Below are 17929 nucleotides of genomic sequence, written 5' to 3' on the forward strand. Positions count from 1 at the left end.
GGGCGGGCCGATCCCCGGTCGACTGGTCCCCCGTCGACTGATCCCCGCCTGGGCCGATCCCCGGTCGACTGGTCCCGGCCCGTCGGCCCCGGCCCGTCACGGACGTGACGGAACGAGCCTGTTCGCCGGTGCGCGGCGCTGCATAGACTCCGAAGTCCCCTCCGCCCGTCACTTTCCCCCGTCGAAGGACCCGCCCGGTGAACCAGACGTACGCGCTGACCGCGGTCACCGTCGTCGTCCTGGTCACGGTGCTCGTCGGGGCGTTGGGCCTGCGGATATCCCGGACCACCTCCGACTTCTACGTCGCCTCGCGCACCGTGGGTCCCCGTCTGAACGCGGCGGCCATCGGCGGGGAGTACCTCTCCGCCGCCTCGTTCCTCGGCATCGCGGGGCTGGTGTTGCTCCAGGGGCCGCAGATGCTCTGGTATCCGGTCGGCTACACGGCCGGGTACCTGGTGTTGCTCGTGCTGGTGGCGGCCCCGTTGCGGCGCTCGGGCGCGTACACGCTGCCCGACTTCGCCGAAGCCCGGTTGGAGTCGCGGGCGGTGCGTCGGATCGCCGTGTTGTTCGTCGTAGGGGTGGGCTGGCTCTACCTGCTGCCCCAGTTGCAGGGTGCCGGGCTGACCCTGGAGATCCTGACCGGGGCCCCGACCTGGGTCGGCGGGCTGGTCGTGGCCGGTGTGGTGACGGCGGCCGTGGGGGCCGGCGGGATGCGCAGCATCACCTTCGTCCAGGCGTTCCAGTACTGGCTCAAACTCACCGCCCTGCTGGTGCCGGCCTTCTTCCTGATCGCGGCCTGGGCGGGGGACGGGGCCCCGCGCGCGGGCTTCGACGCCCCGGCGGTCTTCCGTGAGCACACGGCGGTGACGGTGGGCGAGGACCTGCGGATCGCGTTGGACGAGCCGTTGGCCCTGACGGTGACCGGGCGGGTGGACGGGCGTGACGTCGAGGGCGAGTCGCTGGTCCTGGCCACCGGGCAGCACGCGGTACGGGCGGGCACCCTGCTGGAGTTCGCGCCGAACAGCCCGGTGCCCGACGCCCGCGCCGAGTCGGGGCCGGGCCCGTCCAGTTGGTCGGAGCCGTTGTCCGGGGAGCGGCGGGGGCACCAGCTGTACGCCACGTACGGGCTGATCCTGGCGACCTTCCTCGGCACGATGGGCCTGCCGCACGTGGCGGTGCGGTTCTACACGAGCCCGGACGGGCGGACCGCCCGGCGCACCACGCTGGTGGTGCTGGGGCTGGTGGGGATCTTCTACCTGCTGCCGCCGGTCTACGGGACGCTGGGCCGGATCTACACGCCCGAGCTGGCGCTGACCGGTGACGCCGACGCCGCGGTGCTGGTGCTGCCGGGACGGATGGTGGGCGGTCTGCTCGGCGAGCTGTTGGGGGCGTTGTTGGCGGGGGGCGCGTTCGCGGCGTTCCTGTCGACGGCCTCGGGGTTGACCATGGCGGTGGCCGGGGTGCTGCACCAGGACGTGCTGCCGAGGCGGGGGGTGCGCAGCTTCCGGTTCGCGGTGGTGGTCGCGATGCTGGTTCCGCTGGTGGGCGCGGTGGCGGCGACGGCGGTACCGGTGGCGGACGCGGTGGGCCTGGCCTTCGCGGTGTCCGCGTCCTCCTTCTGCCCCCTGTTGGTACTGGGCATCTGGTGGCGCGGGCTGACCCCGCCGGGGGCGGTCGCCGGGCTGGTCACCGGGGGCGGGGCGGCGTTGGGCGCGGTGGTGGCGACCCGCTGCGGGCTGGCGGCGCCGGGCTGGTCGCACACCCTGCTGGCCTGGCCGGCGGTGTGGTCGGTGCCGCTGGGCTTCCTGACGATGGTGGCGGTGTCGCTGGGTACGAGGTCCCGGATCCCGGCGGGGACCGCGGCGACCCTGGCCCGGCTGCATCTGCCGGAGGACGTGGCCGGGAACCGCGCCGGGGACGCGCGGTGACCGGCACCCTGGGCGCGGTGGCGCTCGCGGCGCCGGCCCTGGCGGGTGCGGCGCTGCTGCTGGGGTTGGGCTGGGCCGGGGGGCGGTGGCAGGCGCGGCGCGGCGACCGGGCGTCGGGGCTGGACCTCGGTACTCCCGTCGAGCGGGCCACGTTCCACACGCTGCACACCGCTTCGTTGGCCGCTCCCCCGCTGCGGGCCGGGCTCACCGAGGACGCGGCCCGCAAGGCCGCCAGGCGGCTGAGGTCGCTGCTCGGCACGGAGGCGCTGTGCCTCACCGACCGGGTGGCGGTGTTGGCCTGGGACGGGCCGGGCGCCGATCACCACGAGCGGCGGGCGATGGACCGGGTGACGGAGATGCTTGAATCGGGGCGCAGCGTGAGTCTGCGCACCGACTGTCAGCGGCCCGGCTGTCCGCTGAAGTGGGCGGTGTTCGCTCCGCTGACCGGTGAGGACGGGATGTTGGGCGCGCTCGTCGCGTACGGCTCGCGGGAGTCGGCGGTGCTGGTGCGGGCCGCGACGGAGGTCGCGCGGTGGGTCTCGGTGCAGCTGGAACTGTCGGAGCTGGACCGCTCGCGCACCCGGCTGATGGAGGCGGAGATCAAGGCGTTGCGGGCGCAGATATCCCCGCACTTCATCTTCAACTCCCTGGCCGCGATCGCCTCGTTCGTCCGGACCGACCCGGAGCGGGCGCGGGAGCTGCTGCTGGAGTTCGCGGACTTCACCCGCTACTCGTTCCGTCGGCACGGCGACTTCACCACGCTGGCCGAGGAGTTGCGTTCCATCGAGCAGTACCTGGCCCTGGCGGGGGCCCGGTTCGGCGACCGGCTGAAGGTGACGTTGCGGGTGGCGCCGGAGGTGCTGCCGGTGGCGCTGCCGTTCCTGTGCCTGCAACCGCTGGTGGAGAACGCGGTCAAGCACGGGCTGGAGGACTCCACCGAGGAGTGTCGGATCACCATCGCGGCCCGGGACGAGGGTTCCGAGGCCGTACTGACCATCGAGGACAACGGGGTCGGGATGGATCCGGCGCTGCTGCGGCGGATCCTGGCCGGGGAGCGGACCGGCTCCTCCTCGGGTGTCGGCCTGCCGAACGTCGACGAGCGGATGCGGCAGGTGTACGGGGACGAGTACGGCCTCGTCATCGAGACGGGTGTGGGCGCCGGCATGAAGATCACGATACGGATCCCCAAGTACCGGGCGGGCGTGCACACGTCGGCGCCCGGTGACCCGGGCCCCCCGGACCGCCACCGGCACTGACCGGGCGCCTGTACCGACCGGCGCCGGCACCGACCGGGCGCCGCACTGACGGGCCGCCACCGGCACTGCCCGTCAGTGCGGCGCCCGGCGGCGGCCAGGCCCGCGCCGCCGTCAGAGGGCCGCGCGGGCCGCGTCGAGGATCTCGCGGGCGCCCTCGTCGATCAGTTCACCGGCCAGGGCGGCGCCGATCTTCTCGGGCGCGTCCGCGGGCCCGGTGAGGGTTCCCGACACCCTGCGGCGGCCGTCGAGGGAGCTGACCTGGGCGTGGAGGGTGAGGGTCCCGTCGGGCGCGATGCGCGCGTGGGCGCCCACGGGGACGCTGCACCCGCCGTGCAGTTCGGCGAGCAGCGCGCGCTCCGCGCGCACCTGGGCGTCGGTGTCGAGGTCTCCGACCGCGGAGAGGATCTCGCGCAGCGCGCCGCACCCCTCGCGGACCTGGATGCCGAGCGCGCCCTGCCCGGGCGACGGGGGGAAGTCCCGGAGCGGGAGGAACTCCCCCACCGCGTCGGCGAGTCCGAGCCGGTGCAGACCGGCGGCCGCGAGGACGACCGCGTCGAGCCCCTCCGTCTGGATCTTGCGGAGCCTCGGCGGCACGTTCCCGCGGATCGGCACCACGTCGAGGTCGGGCCGGACGGCGAGGAGTTGGGCCTTGCGGCGGGCGGACCCGGTGCCGACCCGGGCTCCCCGGCGCAGTCCGGCGAGCGTGGATCCGCACAGCGCGTCGCGCACGTCCTCGCGGGCGGGCGGGGGGAGCAGGGTCAGGCCGGTCGGACTCTCGGTGGGCAGGTCCTTGAGCGAGTGCACGACGACGTCCACGTCGCCCCGGACGAGCGCCGCCTCCTGTTCGCTGCTGAACGCCGAGCCGCCGCTGACGGCGGAGACGCTGGACAGGGGCGAGCGGCGGTCCCGGTCCCCGCCTTCGAGGATCACGCGGTGGGTGAACGCCACGTCGGGAAACCGTTCGCGCAGCGGCGCGAGGAACTCGCGGACCTGGGTCCGGGCCAGATTGCTCGCGCGCGAGCCGACGAGATACGTGGTCACAGAAGAGCCTCTCGAATCCTGACGGGGTGTCACCAGGCTACGAGCGGCGGGGTGGTGGTGATGCAGACAGCGGGTCGGGAAGGCCTGCGCGAACGCCCGCGGCCCCGGACCGCCCGCAAGGGGCGGGCCCGGGGCCGCGAACGAGGACGCGCCGGTCAGGCGGGTGGCTAGCTCCAGCTGGCGTGCAGCGGCTTGCCCTCGGCGTACCCGGCGGCGGACTGGATGCCGACCACGGCCTTCTCCTCGAACTCCGCGAGGGAGCCGGCGCCGGCGTAGGTGCACGAGGAACGCACGCCCGCGATGATCGAGTCGATCAGGTCCTCGACGCCCGGACGGGTCGGGTCGAGGAACATCCGGGAGGTGGAGATGCCCTCTTCGAAGAGCGCCTTGCGGGCGCGGTCGTAGGCCGACTCCTCGGAGGTGCGGTTGCGCACCGCGCGGGCCGAGGCCATGCCGAAGGACTCCTTGTAGAAGCGACCGTCGGCGGACTGCTGGAGGTCGCCCGGGGACTCGTACGTCCCGGCGAACCAGGAACCGATCATGACGTTCGAGGCACCGGCGGCCAGCGCCATCGCCACGTCGCGCGGGTGACGGACGCCGCCGTCGGCCCAGACGTGCTTGCCGTGCTTCCTGGCCTCGGCCGCGCACTCCATCACCGCGGAGAACTGCGGGCGGCCCACGCCGGTCATCATGCGGGTGGTGCACATGGCGCCGGGGCCCACACCGACCTTGATGATGTCGGCGCCGGCCTCGATGAGGTCCTTGACGCCCTCGGCGGCGACGATGTTGCCCGCCACGATCGGCACCTGCGGGTCAAGCGCCCGGACGGCCTTGATCGCGCTGATCATCGACTCCTGGTGGCCGTGGGCCGTGTCGATCACGATCGTGTCGACGCCCGCGCCGAGGAGCTGCTTGGCCTTGGCCGCGAAGTCGCCGTTGATGCCGACGGCGGCGGCGATGCGCAGCTTGCCGTCGGCGTCGGTGGCGGGGGTGTACAGGGTCGCGCGCAGGGCGCCCTTGCGGGTCAGGATCCCGACGAGCCTGCCGTCCTTGTCGACGGCGGGGGCCAGCTTGCGGTGGCCGGCGTCGAGCTTGTTGAAGGCCTCGCGCGGGTCGATGTCGGCGTCGATGAGCAGGAGCTCCTTCGACATGACCTCGGAGAGCTGGGTGAAGCGGTCCACGCCGGTCAGGTCGTGGTCGGTGACGACACCGATCGGGCGGTTGTCGGCGTCGACGACGATGCCGGCGCCGTGGGCCCGCTTGGGCAGCAGGGACAGCGCGTCGGCGACGGTCTGGGTGGGCGCCAGGGTGATCGGGGTGTCGAGCACGTGGTGGCGGGTCTTCACCCAGGAGATGACGTCGGTGACGACATCGATGGGGATGTCCTGCGGGATGACGACGATGCCGCCGCGCCGGGCGACGGTCTCGGCCATCCGGCGCCCCGCGATGGCGGTCATGTTCGCCACGACGAGCGGAATGGTGGTACCGGTGCCGTCGGGCGAGGACAGGTCCACGGCCTGGCGGGAGCCGACCGCGGAGCGGCTCGGCACCATGAACACATCGTCGTACGTCAGGTCGTACGGCGGCTTCAGGTCATTGAGGAAACGCACGTGCTGAACATCCCAGTCGTTCGGAGGAGCCCGTCATGCCCGGGCGGGGCAGCCGAGGAAACGCACGTACTTCATTCTCCCACGTCCTGGTGTGGGTGTGGCCCGGGTAGATCGTCCAGGACAGACCGGGCCGGGTGGTTCTTTCCTACGGGACGTTGGTCCCGAACCGGGCGGGCGGCGCGGTCGGGCGGCGGGCGCGGCCTCGGTCACCCTCCTCGCGCGGTCGACCGGCCCGTTCCCCGTGGGTGCGCCCGGGAACCCACGGCTCCCACGTGGGTCAGTGGCAGCCCGAGGGCCAGGGCGAGGGCCAGTGCGAGCAGCGGAGCGTCGAACCGGACGTCGTGGGATCGGTACGCAGACCGCCGTACGGGCGTCCAGGCGCCCCACCTCCCATTTCCGCGCCGAGGTGCCGGTGCGGCCGGAGCCGCCCGCGTGGCGAAGACGAGCCGGGCGTCGCAAACGGTGACCCGGTGCCCGGGGAACGCCCCGATCCGCGCCGGGGCGGCGGCGAAATCGATGGCCCCGTAAACGATCAGCCGGGACCGTTGGGCGGCCGATTCGACCAGCAGGGTCACTGGCGTCCCACACGGCCAGCCGGTCGTCCCGCGAGCTCCCCGATACCGGTCCGGTCGGCCGGCGCCCCGACCCCCGGCGCTCTCGTCGAGGGTCGGGGCGCCGCCCGGGCACCCCTCGTACGAGCCGTCGGCGCGGACGGCCGGCGCCCGACCGAGCTGCTCGGGCGGCCCGGACACCACCCGGGGCGGGGCGCGGCCCGCGCCCCGCCGGCGGCGGCGTCGATCACGCGTGCAGGGCAGATCGCATCGCACGAGATCCTGCCGTCGGGCCGGGGTGATCAGCACGTCCAGGCCTCCTCCGCAGGTCAGGCCGACCGCGAAGGCGTCGTCGGCGCTGCGGCCGAAGCGGTGCCCGCCGCCTTCGCCGAAGGCGATCGCGTCGAGACACAGCTCGTGCACGGCCGACTCCGCGCAGCCACCGGAGAGGAAGCCGCAGGCGGTGCCGGCGGCGTCCACGCCTGACGAGGCGCCCGGTCCGCGCGGCGCGCTCCCGCCGACGGCGACCACGGTGGCCAGGCCCGCCGCTCGACGCATCAGCGGGTGTACTCGCGGCGCGCGGCCTGCCCGGGAATGGGCGGGCGCGGCGGCGCGGCGGCGGGTGACCGGGCGGCGGGGGACCGCGACGGCCCCGGGCAGGGCGGGCGGGCGCCCGGTTCGTGGGCCCGGCCGGTGGCGCAGCCGAGCAGCCGGGCGGCGTGGGCCACGCTCGCGAGGGTGGCGTGGTGGTGCCAGCCCCGGAAGGAGCGGCCTTCGAAGTCGCGGATGCCGACGGGTTCGCACGTCTCGACGAAGTCCAGGGAGACCCGGTCGGTGAGTTTGGCGAGGAGGAAGAGCTGGGCGAGCGGCCGGTCCCCGATGTTCGTGATCCAGAACTCGGACGGCAGCAGCGCGGCTTCCGTCCAGGCCCCCACGAGCAGCAGGGGTGCGGTCGGGGCCGGTGGCGGCCGGCCCTCGGCGACGGTGGCGAGGATGGCGGCCGAGGTCAGCAGGGTCACCGCCCTTTCGGTGCGGCCGTGCCGGGTCCACTCCACGACGCGCCGCCGGGAGCGCAGCGACTCGATGAGTTCCCGGGCGGGCGCGGTGTGCGGGCCGGGCTTGTGGCGACCCGCGCCGCCGAAGGAGACGGGCAGTGACCCGTCGACCTTGAAGACGAACGGGATGTCCTGGAGGGCGAAGGCTGCGACGCAGTGGGGCAGTTCGGCGTTGGACACGTCCATCACCACGGGGCGCCGCTGGAGTTGCCAGGTGGCGGCCATCCGCTGGACGGCGTGTACGGCGTCCTGCGCGGGGGTGAGCGAGCGCGCGGTGTCCGGGATGCCCGCGCGCGTGCGGCGCAGGGGTTCGCCGGTCCAGGCCTCGGGAAGGGTGAGGGTCCATTCGACCGGGAAGCCGGCCTCGCTGGAGACGAGCCAGATCCCGCCGGCCTGCTGGCAGTTGGCGGTGCGCCCCAGCTGCGGGACGAACTGTCGGCCGACGCCCACGGAGGCGTCGCCGGCCTTCTCGACGACCATGGGCTGGACCACCCAGGCCAGGGGGCGCTGGGCGGTCCGTTCGAGGTGCTGTGCGAGGGACCGTCTGACGGGGGTCCAGTCCCACGGTGATTTGCTGATGAACTGCTGGAGGCTCTGTTCGACGGAACTGGCCCCGGCTCCGGCGATGTTACGGATGGTCTTCTTCCCGGTGGTTCGCACCAGTCCATTCAGATAAACGCGGGCCCAGTTTCGCTGGTCCCGCCGGGGTAATGACTCGAAGAAGAGCGAGATCAGTACGTCGATCGCATCGGAGACTTCCTTCGTGGAATCCTCCGGCAGGGCTACGCGCGCCATCTGGGCCTCCCCCGCGACCAGCTGGATCCAATACCCTACGGGACCGCGGAGAACGGCCGTGGGCCGAGACGGCTACTTCCTGACGTCACCGTCGGTTTCGAGCCGCTCTTCCTCGGGTTGCCCGCGCGCCCCCCTTGCCTCGACCCGCACGGTTTCGCGTTCCACCCGGAACACCGACGCGGCCCCGACCTCGGTTCGGACGACGACTCCGACATCAAGAAGTCCGGTCCCCCACAGCCGAAATCCTCGTCGGGAACGCAAGATCGCGGAAGGCTGGCCGGACCACCTGAACCCAGGGAGAGGCACGCACCCCATGACCACTGCCGTTGAATACATCCGCTACCGGATCGCCCCGGGCGATCAGCAGGAGTTCGAGGCGGCGTACGCCCGGGCCGCCGAGTCGCTGGCCGCGTCGCCCGAGTGCATCGACTACGAGCTGGCCCACGGGGAGGAGGAGGCCGAGCGGTACGTCCTGCGCATCCGCTGGACCTCGGTCACGGACCACATGGAGGGCTTCCGCAAGGGCGAGCAGTTCCCGGCGTTCTTCAGCGCGATCCGCCCGTACGTGGGCAACATCGAGGAAATGAAGCACTACCGGGTGACCGACGTGGTCGGCCCGGGGAGGGCCGCCTCCCGGTCATGAGCACCTCGTCCCCGGTGGGGGCCAGGCCCCCACCCTTCACACCCGTTCGGTCCCGTTCTCCCGTTCAGTCCCGCCGAGGTTCGCGGCGCGCAGGGCCGGGCGAGTTCCCGCGATCCGGCGCCGCCCCGTCCGCCAGCAGCACGGTCAGCGGGGACGGCGGTCCCTCGTCGTCGCGGGCCCAGAAGTCCACGGCCTCCTCCAGGATCTCCCGCAGGGTCTCCCAGTCGCCCGGTCGGGCCCGCTCGTACCCGCGCCACGAGGTCACCGCGACCAGCCGACCCGGCGCCGCCGGCAGCCACGACAGGTCGATCAGCGCGTCCGCCAGCGCGTCCCAGTTGCCGCCGAACCACCGGGGGGCCCGCAACGTCTCGCCGAGGCGCCGCATCAGCTCGGCCTTGCTCCGCACCCCGTCCAGGTCCAGGCGGAGGGTCGTCCACCCCGCCTCCCGCGCGGCGGCGAGGGCCGGTTCGAGCGGCTGCGCTTCGAGGGTCATCGGAGAACCGCCTTGAAGGTCTCGTAGTGGTCGTCCGTGTAGAAGAACTCCCCGCCCTCGCCCGTCACGATCCGGCGGGCCCCCCGGTCGCGCGCCCCCGGTGTCGTCACGGTGAACTCGTGGTAGTGGCCGCGCTTCTGTCGGGGCAGCGCCTTCTCGAAGTTCCCGAAGACGGTCCCGTCCTGGCGGTACGGGTAGGGCCCGCCCTTGTCGATCAGCGCCAGCACCTCACGTGCCTGCCGCGGCAGCGCGTCCGCGCGTACCGTGGCCATCCCCTTCGCCCATTTCGGCACGGCGGCGTCGCCCCCGGTGGAAGCGGAGGCCGAGGCCGAGCCGGAGGCCCGCGGGCTGGCGGCGGTGGGCGCGGGATTCTTCGCACCGCAGCCCGCCGCACCGACCAGCGCGACACAGAGGAACAGCGCCCCCAGCACACGCAGCAACGATCGGAGCACGTTCCGAAAGATCATGCACCGATCGTGCCAAATATCCGATTCGCTCGCGAATCGCCCGGTGGCCTCAGAGCGCGGCCATCTTGGTGTAGGGACTCAGGATTCGTTTCTGTACCGACCCGAAGTCGACGAGAACGGCGATCCCCTCCTCGATCCCGACGACACGGCCGAGACCGTGTTCGTCGTGAGTAACCCGGTCGCCCACGTTGAAGTGCCTCAAGGGCGCTTCCACAGGGGCCTTGAACGGGCTGGACGGCAAATGGCGGCGAGGTACTGCTGACTTTGTCATTGAACCCAGTATGCGCCCCACAGGCCGCCCCACGGTCCGCCGTTCGGATCTCAATTCCGGCACCATCCGCACCACGGACCGCCGACCGGGCCCGGTCAGTCGTCCGGGTCGGCCCGCTCCAGGGCCGGCCGGAGCCCCGGCTCGGATTCCGTGAGCAGGTAGTCGGCCACCGCGGTGTCCGTGACGAGGCTGGTCACCAGGCCCGACCGGAGCACGGCCCCGATCGCGGAGGCCTTGCGCAGCCCGCCTGCGATGGCCACGACCTCGGGGATGCGACGCAGTCGGTCCGCCTCGACGGTGATGCAGCGCTCGCCGAGGTCCCGTCCGACCCGACGCCCCTGCGCGTCGAACAGGTGCGCGGACATCTCGGCTGCGACGCCCAGGGAGGCGTAGTGCGCGCGCTCCTCGTCCGTGAGCATGTCGTGGACCGTGGAGATGCCCGTCTCCCAGGACCCGATGGAGACGGCGGCGACGGTCACCTTGTCGAAGTACTCGAAGGCCCGCGCGATGCCCGTCTGGCCGCGCAGCGCGGCGGCCGTCGCCGGGTCGGGCAGCAGCATCGGGGCGTAGATGGGGTGCGCGTCGCCGCCGGAGACCTGCGCGGCCCTGCGTACGGCCTCCACGGAGCCGCGCTCGGCGGTCCCCGCGTCGTACACACCGGTCAGCTGGACCACCGTGCAGGGAGGCAGCCGGTGCAGGGAGGCGGCCATGTGGATGGTCGACCTGCCCCAGGCCAGACCCAGTACGTCGCCCTCGTTGACCAGCTCGCCGAGCAGGTCGGCCGCGACCGCGCCGAGGTTCTCCGGGTCGGGAGCGTCCTCGGTCGCGTCGGCCGGCGACTCCACGACGACCGCGTGCCGCAGCCCGTACCGGGCCCGGAGCGCGTCCGACCGCTCCGCGTCCAGCTCGGCCGGGACCCGGATCTCGATGCGCACGAGGTCGCGTTCCAGCGCCGTCTCCAGGACCCGGGCCACCTTGAAGCGGCTCACGCCGAACTCCTCGGCGATCTGGATCTTGGACTTCCCCTCCAGGTAGAAGCGGCGCGCCATGGCCGCCGCCTGCACCAGCTCCGCGGGTCCCATCCGCAGGGCTGACCGTCCCGCCGACATTGCAGACACCGCGTTCTCCTCACTGCTGTTCACACTCTCGTGTTCACACTCTCGACTCGCCGTTCATCCTGTCAGATCCGACGGCCGTTGATCAGCCTGCACAGCCCCCGTTCACCGAGCTGTTCACCAAGCCTTGTCTCAGTGGTCGCAACCCCAGGGCGCGGCGGCGATGGCCGCACTCGCCTGCTCACGCAGCGTCCGCACCGCGGCGGCCGGGTCGACCGCGCCGTAGACCGCGCTCCCGGCGACGAACACGTCCGCGCCGGCCTCGGCGACCCGCTCGATCGTCGAGGCCGAGACCCCGCCGTCGACCTGGAGCCAGAGCTCCAGTCCGTGCTTGGCGATCAGCTCCCGGGTACGGCGGATCTTGGGCAGCATGATGTCGAGGAAGGCCTGCCCGCCGAAGCCGGGCTCCACCGTCATGATCAGCACCATGTCCAGCTCGGGGAGCAGGTCCTCGTACTGTTCGATCGGCGTGGCCGGCTTCAGCGCCATCGACGCCCGCGCGCCCTTGGCCCGGATCTCCCGCGCCAGGCGCACCGGCGCGGCGGCGGCCTCGGCGTGGAAGGTGACCGACCCGGCCCCCGCCTCCACGTACTGGGGCGCCCAGCGGTCGGGGTCCTCGATCATGAGGTGCAGGTCGAGCGGGATGTCCGTGGCCCGGCTCAGGGACTCCACGATCGGCATGCCGAGGGTGAGGTTCGGGACGAAATGGTTGTCCATGACGTCGACGTGCAGCCAGTCGGCGCCCTCGACGGCCCTGGCCTCTTCGGCGAGCCGGGAGAAGTCGGCGGACAGGATGCTGGGATTGATCTGAACGGCCATGCCCCAAGGTTGCCATGCCCCCGCCCGGTTCCGGCCATGACCCCGGAAGTCTCCGTACCGGGCGGAACGCGCGAGTGATCATGGGCCACGCCCCACTCGCCCCACGTCACCATCCCTGCCACGGCCGCGCCGCGCGCCCCGCGGCCGCCGAGGGATCCCGCCACCGCCCCACCGCACGCCGCCCCCTGGGCCGGGGGCGGCGGGACGGTCCTCAGGCGGTGCGGCGCAGCAGTGCCAGGTACATCGCGTCCGTACCGTGCAGGTGCGGCCAGAGCTGGACGTCCGGGCCGTCCCCCAGGGCCGGTACGCCGGCCATGTAGGGCCTGGCGTCGATCAGTTCGGCCGAGACGGGCGACGCGCCGGCGCCGCGCCCCTTGAGGACGTCGTCGACCACCACCCGGGTCTCCGCCAGGTGCGGGGAGCAGGTCGCGTAGCCGACGATGCCGCCGACGCGGACCGCCGAGAGGGCCTCCCTGAGCAGGCCGCGCTGGAGCGGCGCGAAACCGTCGAGGTCCTCGGGGCGACGCCGCCAGCGGGCCTCGGGCCGACGACGCAGGGCGCCCAGGCCCGAGCAGGGCACGTCCATCAGGACCCGGTCGAAGGAGCCGGGCAGCCACGGCGGGCGGGTGCCGTCGGCGGCGATGACCTGGTACGGGCCGGGGTTGCCGGCCAGCGCGTTCTCCACCAGGCGCGCCCGGTGGGGCTGCTTCTCGGAGGCCAGCAGGAACGCGCCCCGCCGCGCGGCGAGCGCCGCCAGCAGGGCCGCCTTGCCGCCGGGGCCGGCGCAGCCGTCCAGCCACCGGGCGTCACGGCCCTCGATCGGGGCCGCCGCCAGGGCCATCGCCACCAGTTGGCTGCCCTCGTCCTGTACGCCGGCGCGCCCGTCGCGCACCGCCTCCAGCGCGCCCGGCTCGCCGCCCTCGGCCATCCGCACGGCGTACGGGGACCAGCGCCCGGGCAGGACCGAGTCCTCGCCGAGCGCTTCCGTCAGCTCCTCGGTGGTGGACCGTCCGGGCCGCGCCACCAGGGTGACCTCGGGCCGCTCGTTGTCGGCCTCCAGGAGGTCCTCGATGCCCGCGCGGCCCCCGCCGAGGGCGTCCCACAGCGCGCTGACGACCCAGCGCGGGTGCGAGTGGTACACCGCCAGGTGCTGTTCCGCGTCGTCCTCGTACGGCGGGGCGACCTTCTCCAGCCAGCCGTCCAGGTCGTGCGCGGCGATCTTGCGCAGGACCGCGTTCACGAACTTGGCGCGCCCGTCGCCGAGCACCACCCGCGCCAGTTCCACGCTCGCGGAGACCGCCGCGTGCGTCGGGATCCGGGTCCCGAGCAACTGGTGGGCGCCGAGCGAGAGCACGTCCAGCACCGGCGGGTCCACCTCCCGCAGCGGTCGGTCGATGCAGGCCTTGATGACCGCGTCGTACGTCCCCTGGCGGCGCAGCGTCCCGTACACCAACTCGGTGGCCAGCGCCGCGTCGCGCGCCTGGAAGTTCTCGTCCTGGCGGGCCTTGCGCAGCAGCGGCGGCAGCACGAGGTTGGCGTACGCGTCCCGCTCCCCCACCGCCCGCAGCGCCTCGAAGGCCAGCATCCGCACGGGGTCCTTCTGCGGCCGGCGGTACGGCTTGCCCGGCTTGCCGCCCTGGGCCCCGGACGGCTTGCCTCCCCCGGTGGCGGCGGGTCGACGACGAGGCTGGCGAGGCTGTTCGCTCACGTGAAAGGTGCTCCGGATGTACGAGGTGCTACGGGTGTGCTGAGGGGAGGAACGAAGGGGATCAGCCTACGTCGACCCCACCGAGGCGTTCGCCGGGCGCGATCCGCACCCCGCGCGCCCAGTCGGCGCCCTTCATCGGCTTCTTGCCCTGCGGCTGCACCCAGAGCAGCTCCACGGCGTGCGAACCGGTGCCGACGTACACGTTGTTCTTGGCCGGGGCGAGGGCCCCGGGCTCCAGGTCCGTGCGGTCGGGCACCAGCCCGACGGAGATCAGCTTGAGCCGCTCGCCGCGGAAGACGGTCCACGCCCCGGGGGCGGGCGTGCAGCCCCGCACCACGCGGTCGGCGCGCAGGGCGGGGGCCTTCCAGTCGATCCGCGCGTCCTCCACCGTGATCTTGGGTGCGAGCGAGATCCCGTCGGTCGGCTGCTCGACGGCGCGCAGGGTTCCGTCCTCGATCCCGTCCATGGTGGCCGCCAGCAGACCGGCCCCGGCGAAGGCGAGCCGGGTCAGCAGGTCGCCGCTGGTGTCGGTCGGCCGGACCTCCTCGGTGAGGATCCCGTAGACCGGGCCGGAGTCGAGGCCCTCCTCGATCTGGAAGGTGGACGCGCCGGTGACCTGGTCCCCCGCCATGATCGACTGCTGGACGGGGGCCGCGCCGCGCCAGGCGGGGAGCAGCGAGAAGTGCAGGTTGACCCAGCCCCGGCGGGGGATCTCCAGCGCGCTCTTGGGCAGCAGCGCCCCGTAGGCGACGACCGGGCAGCAGTCGGGGTCGATCTCGCGCAGCCGGGCCTGGAACTCGGGGTCGCGGGGCCGGGTGGGCTTGAGGACCTCGATCCCCGCCTCCTCGGCGCGCTCGGCGACCGGGCTCGCGACGAGCCGTCGACCACGACCAGCCGGTGCGTCGGGCCGGGTGACGACGGCGGCGACCTCGTGGCGCCCGGAGGCGATCAGGGCGTCCAGGGCGGGCACGGCGACCTCGGGGGTGCCTGCGAAGACGAGCTTCACCGGTTACTACCTCGCTATCTCGGCTGTCAGCAGCACACCAGTCTATGGGGGTGCGCGCGAGGCGGCCCACCTGCGGCCCCGAGGGGGCGTGCGCACACGCGCGCGCCCCTCGCATATGCCGACACGCCCCCACAGCGTGACCTGGGCACCGGGTGGAGCGTTGGTCAAGAGAGATTGACCGAAACGGGCTGCGCGTCACACCGGCGTCTGCGGCCCATCCGCTCTTCAGCACCGGTTCGAGAGGCTTCTTCATGGCCGACCACGCCACCCACGACGCCCAAGCACGGGCCAGCCTGCACCTCCTGGTGCGGGACATCGAGCGGGTTCGCCGGCAGGTGGATGCTCTGCGTACGCTCACCGCCCAGCTCGGCAACGTGTACCGCCCGCGCCGCTCAGGTCCCTCCACGGGCTTCGTCGTCTACGGCAGGGCGCCCGCGCCCACCGTCCGCCTCGCGCAGGAACTGCGGGACAGCGTCGAGACCCTGGTCACCGCCGCGGTGGACTTCGACCGCTCGCTCGGTTTCTCGTGGGACGCGGTCGGCTCGGCTCTCGGCGTCACCAAGCAGGCCGTGCACCGTCGGTACGGGGCCCGGCGCGCGCAGCCCGTCGAGGCGGCCGAGCCGCCCCCGACCGAGGCGACCGCCCCCCGCCCCCTGGGGCCGCTCCCCACCATCCCGGCGGCGCGCTCCGTACCGCCGCAGCCCGTACGCGAGGAGTCGCAGGCGACGGCCCCGGCCGGGGCTCCGGCGGGGGCGCTCCCCCGCTCACCGGCCTTCCCCGGACCGCGCAACGGTTGATCGTCCCCGCCGCCGGGTCGCCGACCCCCGACGGCCGGGCCGATCCGGCCACAGCGCAGTCCCCGCCCCCGGTGGAGCGATCCGAACGGTCGCCCCGCCGGGGGCCTTCGGCGTCCCGACCACCCGACGGCCCTCCCGACCACCCGCCGCCCCCACGCCAAGCGGCCCCGGCTCTCCGGCCCTCCGGCCCTCCGGCGAAACCATCGGCCGCCCGCGCCGCCCTCAGCCGATGTCCGGCGGGTCGATCCTGACCCGCACCGACTCCGCCGCCGACACGCCCCGGGCCAGCCGGCCGGCCTGCGCCGACTTGAGCGCCGCCGCCAGGGCGGCCCCGCTGCCCGGCCGCACCCGAACCAGCGCCCGCTCGCCCGGCGAGGCCTCCCCGCGGCGGCCCGGCAGCGGCACCGGGCCCAGGATCTCGGCGTCCGACGGCAGGTCCGCCGTCGCCAGGAAGCCCTCCACCGCCTCCTTGCGGCCGATGACGGACGCCATCCGCGACACCGGGGGGAAGTGCAGCTCGGCGCGTTCCGCCAGCTCGCGCAGCGCGTGTCCCACGGGGTCCCACCTGACCAGGGCCTGCACGGGGCGCAGCGTGGGCTCGGCCACGATGACGACCTGGCCGCTGCCGCGCACCAGGGCCGCCGCCGAGAGCCACCGTCGCAGCGCCTCCTCGCCTGCGCGCAGGTCGGGGAAGCCGAGCATCGCCCAGCCGTCCAGGAGCAGCGCGGCCGCGTAGCCCTCGCCCTCCGCCACCGGCTCCGCGCCCGGCGTGGAGACCACCAGGGCCGGGGCGTCGGGCACCCGGTCCAGCACGTGGTCACGCCCGGAGGTGCGTACGGACACGGCGGGGAAGGCACGTCCCAGTTCCTCGGCGGTACGGCGCGCCCCGACCACCTGGGCGCGCAGCCGGAAGGATCCGCACTCCTCGCAGTGCCAGGCGCTCTCCTGCCGCCCGCACCAACCGCAGTGCAGCTCCCGCTCGTCAGGCGCCTCCAGCGGGCCCGCGCAGGCCCCGCAGCGCGCGGGGGTCCGGCACCGTTCGCAGGCGAGCCGGGGCACGTACCCGCGTCGGGGCACCTGGACGAGCACCGGCCCGGACTTCAGGCCCTCCCGCACGGTCTCCCAGGCCAGGCTGGGCAGTCGGGCCACGCGGGCCGCCTCGTCGCGCGCGAGGAGCTCGTCGCCGACGGTCCGGATGCGGGGAGCGTGCGCGCGCACCGTCGTCCGGTCGGCCACCAGGGGCCGGGCCCAACCGGACTCGACCAGCTGGGCGGCCTCGACCGTGCAGCTCGTACTGCCCAGCAGGAAGGCGCAGCCCTCCGTCAACGAGCGCAGTTGCAGCACTTCCCGCACGTGCGGGAAGGGGGCGTTGTCGTCGCTGTGGCTGGAGTCCCCGTCGTCCCAGACGGCGACCAGCCCGAGGTCCCGGACGGGCGCGAACATGGCCGCGCGGGTCCCGATCACGGCCCGCACCGAGCCCCGGTGCACCGAGAGCCACTGCGTGTACCGCTTCTGGGGTCCCGATTCGGCGGTCAGCAGCGTGTGCAGCCCCTTGCCCACCAGCGCGGTCAGCGCCTCGTCCACCCGGGCGGCGGCGCGCCCGTCGGGAAGGACGGCCAGCGCGCCGCGGCCGGAGGCCAGGGTGGTCGCCATCGCGCGCGCCAGCTCGTCCGGCCAGTGCGGACCGGGCAACGCCGTCCACACCGTGCGGGGGCTCGCGCCGGACGCCAGCTCGCGCAGGAAGCCCGGTCCGGCCGGGTACCGCTCCCAGCCGCCCGGTTCCGGCACGTCGGGGGCGGGCCTCGGCTCCGGGGAGGGTCGGCTCTCGGCCTGTCCGTGGCGCGGCGGGATCGCCAGTTGGAGGACGTCGGCGAGGCTGCCCGCGTAGCGCTGGGCCACGGCCCGGGCGAGCTTCTCCATGCGCGGGCTCAGCACCCGCTCGGGGGACACGACCTGTGCCAGCGCGGCGAGCGGCCGGTCGTAGTCCGTCTCCGCGATCCGCTCGATCACGAAGCCGTCGATCAGGCCGCCGCCCTCGCGGCGTCCGTCGCGGACGCGGCCCTCTCCCGCGCCGAAGCGGACCCGGACCCTCACGCCCGGCTGGGCGTCCTCGGCCAGGTGCTCGGGCACGGCGTAGTCCCAGGTCTGATCGAGGTGCAGGACCCCCTTGTTGACGAGGATCCTGGCGATCGGCAGCTCCTTGGCCAGCGGCGCCCCCCGCCAGGTGCGGGGCTTGGCCTTCTCCTCGGCCGTCGCCTTGGCCTCGGCCACCATCCCCCGGATCAGCGCGAGCTGCTCCGGCGGGCCACCGGGACTCCCGTCCTCGGGCCGCTCTTCGGAATCGCTCTCGCTGCTCACACCCGAATTCTTACCA

16 protein-coding genes are annotated in these 17929 nt (G+C 73.8%); 4 read left to right on the forward strand and 12 right to left on the reverse strand.

Annotated features, from left to right (window positions below):
* Positions 1–197 precede the first annotated feature (197 nt).
* Positions 198–1928, forward strand: coding sequence for a cation acetate symporter (locus ACIRO3_RS16930; RefSeq protein WP_404137220.1), 1731 nt, complete (start codon positions 198–200; stop codon positions 1926–1928).
* Positions 1925–3184, forward strand: a complete 1260-nt coding sequence (locus tag ACIRO3_RS16935) for a sensor histidine kinase (RefSeq protein ID WP_404137222.1) — start codon at positions 1925–1927, stop codon at positions 3182–3184. Before ACIRO3_RS16930 ends, ACIRO3_RS16935 begins: the two co-directional genes overlap by 4 nt.
* Positions 3185–3295: 111 nt before the next feature.
* Here ACIRO3_RS16935 and hemC read toward each other — a convergent pair whose 3' ends face one another.
* From hemC to ACIRO3_RS16955, 4 genes are all read right to left on the reverse strand, one after another.
* Positions 3296–4225 carry a hydroxymethylbilane synthase gene (gene hemC / locus ACIRO3_RS16940; protein WP_404137225.1) on the reverse strand — a complete coding sequence of 310 codons (930 nt, stop codon included), beginning with the start codon at positions 4223–4225 and terminating at the stop codon, positions 3296–3298.
* A 167-nt stretch (positions 4226–4392) separates the two neighbouring features.
* Entirely contained in the window at positions 4393–5835 is a 1443-nt protein-coding gene (locus ACIRO3_RS16945; protein ID WP_404137228.1) for a GuaB1 family IMP dehydrogenase-related protein, read from the reverse strand.
* Between the two features lie 206 nt (positions 5836–6041).
* Positions 6042–6944: an XdhC family protein gene (locus tag ACIRO3_RS16950; RefSeq protein ID WP_404137231.1), complete on the reverse strand. Its 903-nt coding sequence runs from the start codon at positions 6942–6944 to the stop codon at positions 6042–6044.
* The gene (locus tag ACIRO3_RS16955) at positions 6944–8236 is read right to left on the reverse strand and encodes an IS701 family transposase (RefSeq protein WP_404137234.1); all 1293 of its coding nucleotides are present in this window, start codon (positions 8234–8236) and stop codon (positions 6944–6946) included. Before ACIRO3_RS16955 ends, ACIRO3_RS16950 begins: the two co-directional genes overlap by 1 nt.
* Before the next feature lie 313 nt (positions 8237–8549).
* Between ACIRO3_RS16955 and ACIRO3_RS16960 the strand changes: the two genes are divergently transcribed.
* A complete protein-coding gene (locus ACIRO3_RS16960) occupies positions 8550–8879 on the forward strand; it encodes an antibiotic biosynthesis monooxygenase family protein (RefSeq protein WP_404137237.1) in 330 nt (109 codons plus the stop codon).
* A gap of 64 nt (positions 8880–8943) precedes the next feature.
* Here the strand turns inward: ACIRO3_RS16960 and ACIRO3_RS16965 are convergent, their stop codons facing one another.
* The 7 genes from ACIRO3_RS16965 to fmt all read right to left on the reverse strand — a co-directional run bounded on the left by ACIRO3_RS16965 (position 8944) and on the right by fmt (position 14758).
* Positions 8944–9372 (reverse strand): barstar family protein, encoded by a 429-nt coding sequence (locus ACIRO3_RS16965; protein WP_366000311.1) that lies wholly within the window; start codon positions 9370–9372, stop codon positions 8944–8946.
* On the reverse strand, positions 9369–9839 hold the full coding sequence (locus ACIRO3_RS16970) for a ribonuclease domain-containing protein (protein WP_404137240.1): 471 nt from the start codon (positions 9837–9839) through the stop codon (positions 9369–9371). The genes ACIRO3_RS16965 and ACIRO3_RS16970 overlap by 4 nt, the downstream gene beginning before the upstream one ends.
* Positions 9840–9888: 49 nt before the next feature.
* On the reverse strand, positions 9889–10110 hold the full coding sequence (locus tag ACIRO3_RS16975; RefSeq protein ID WP_053676605.1) for a CarD family transcriptional regulator: 222 nt from the start codon (positions 10108–10110) through the stop codon (positions 9889–9891).
* 95 nt (positions 10111–10205) lie between these two features.
* Complete coding sequence (locus ACIRO3_RS16980; protein ID WP_361779070.1) at positions 10206–11252, reverse strand: sugar-binding domain-containing protein; 1047 nt, start codon at positions 11250–11252, stop codon at positions 10206–10208.
* A gap of 105 nt (positions 11253–11357) precedes the next feature.
* Positions 11358–12044, reverse strand: coding sequence for a ribulose-phosphate 3-epimerase (rpe, locus tag ACIRO3_RS16985; RefSeq protein ID WP_351375216.1), 687 nt, complete (start codon positions 12042–12044; stop codon positions 11358–11360).
* 211 nt (positions 12045–12255) lie between these two features.
* Complete coding sequence (locus ACIRO3_RS16990; RefSeq protein WP_404137246.1) at positions 12256–13752, reverse strand: RsmB/NOP family class I SAM-dependent RNA methyltransferase; 1497 nt, start codon at positions 13750–13752, stop codon at positions 12256–12258.
* Positions 13753–13813: 61 nt separating this feature from the next.
* Positions 13814–14758: a methionyl-tRNA formyltransferase gene (gene fmt / locus ACIRO3_RS16995; protein WP_404137249.1), complete on the reverse strand. Its 945-nt coding sequence runs from the start codon at positions 14756–14758 to the stop codon at positions 13814–13816.
* Between the two features lie 251 nt (positions 14759–15009).
* Between fmt and ACIRO3_RS17000 the strand changes: the two genes are divergently transcribed.
* Positions 15010–15555, forward strand: a complete 546-nt coding sequence (locus ACIRO3_RS17000) for a hypothetical protein (RefSeq protein ID WP_404137251.1) — start codon at positions 15010–15012, stop codon at positions 15553–15555.
* A gap of 222 nt (positions 15556–15777) precedes the next feature.
* Here the strand turns inward: ACIRO3_RS17000 and ACIRO3_RS17005 are convergent, their stop codons facing one another.
* Positions 15778–17913, reverse strand: coding sequence for a primosomal protein N' (locus tag ACIRO3_RS17005; protein ID WP_366000308.1), 2136 nt, complete (start codon positions 17911–17913; stop codon positions 15778–15780).
* Positions 17914–17929: the final 16 nt, after the last annotated feature.

It is taken from the genome of Streptomyces sp. NPDC102278 (assembly GCF_044766345.1).
Classification (GTDB): Bacteria; Actinomycetota; Actinomycetes; order Streptomycetales; family Streptomycetaceae; genus Streptomyces.

What these genes read in the sequence shown, in the direction of transcription:
- ACIRO3_RS16970 (WP_404137240.1), bottom strand. Translation starts at nt 9,839, where the DNA reads ATGATCTTTCGGAACGTGCTCCGATCGTTGCTGCGTGTGCTGGGGGCG.
- rpe (WP_351375216.1), bottom strand. Translation starts at nt 12,044, where the DNA reads ATGGCCGTTCAGATCAATCCCAGCATCCTGTCCGCCGACTTCTCCCGG.
- ACIRO3_RS17000 (WP_404137251.1), top strand. Translation starts at nt 15,010, where the DNA reads ATGGCCGACCACGCCACCCACGACGCCCAAGCACGGGCCAGCCTGCAC.
- ACIRO3_RS16965 (WP_366000311.1), bottom strand. Translation starts at nt 9,372, where the DNA reads ATGACCCTCGAAGCGCAGCCGCTCGAACCGGCCCTCGCCGCCGCGCGG.
- ACIRO3_RS16950 (WP_404137231.1), bottom strand. Translation starts at nt 6,944, where the DNA reads ATGCGTCGAGCGGCGGGCCTGGCCACCGTGGTCGCCGTCGGCGGGAGC.
- ACIRO3_RS16960 (WP_404137237.1), top strand. Translation starts at nt 8,550, where the DNA reads ATGACCACTGCCGTTGAATACATCCGCTACCGGATCGCCCCGGGCGAT.
- ACIRO3_RS16955 (WP_404137234.1), bottom strand. Translation starts at nt 8,236, where the DNA reads ATGGCGCGCGTAGCCCTGCCGGAGGATTCCACGAAGGAAGTCTCCGAT.
- ACIRO3_RS16975 (WP_053676605.1), bottom strand. Translation starts at nt 10,110, where the DNA reads ATGACAAAGTCAGCAGTACCTCGCCGCCATTTGCCGTCCAGCCCGTTC.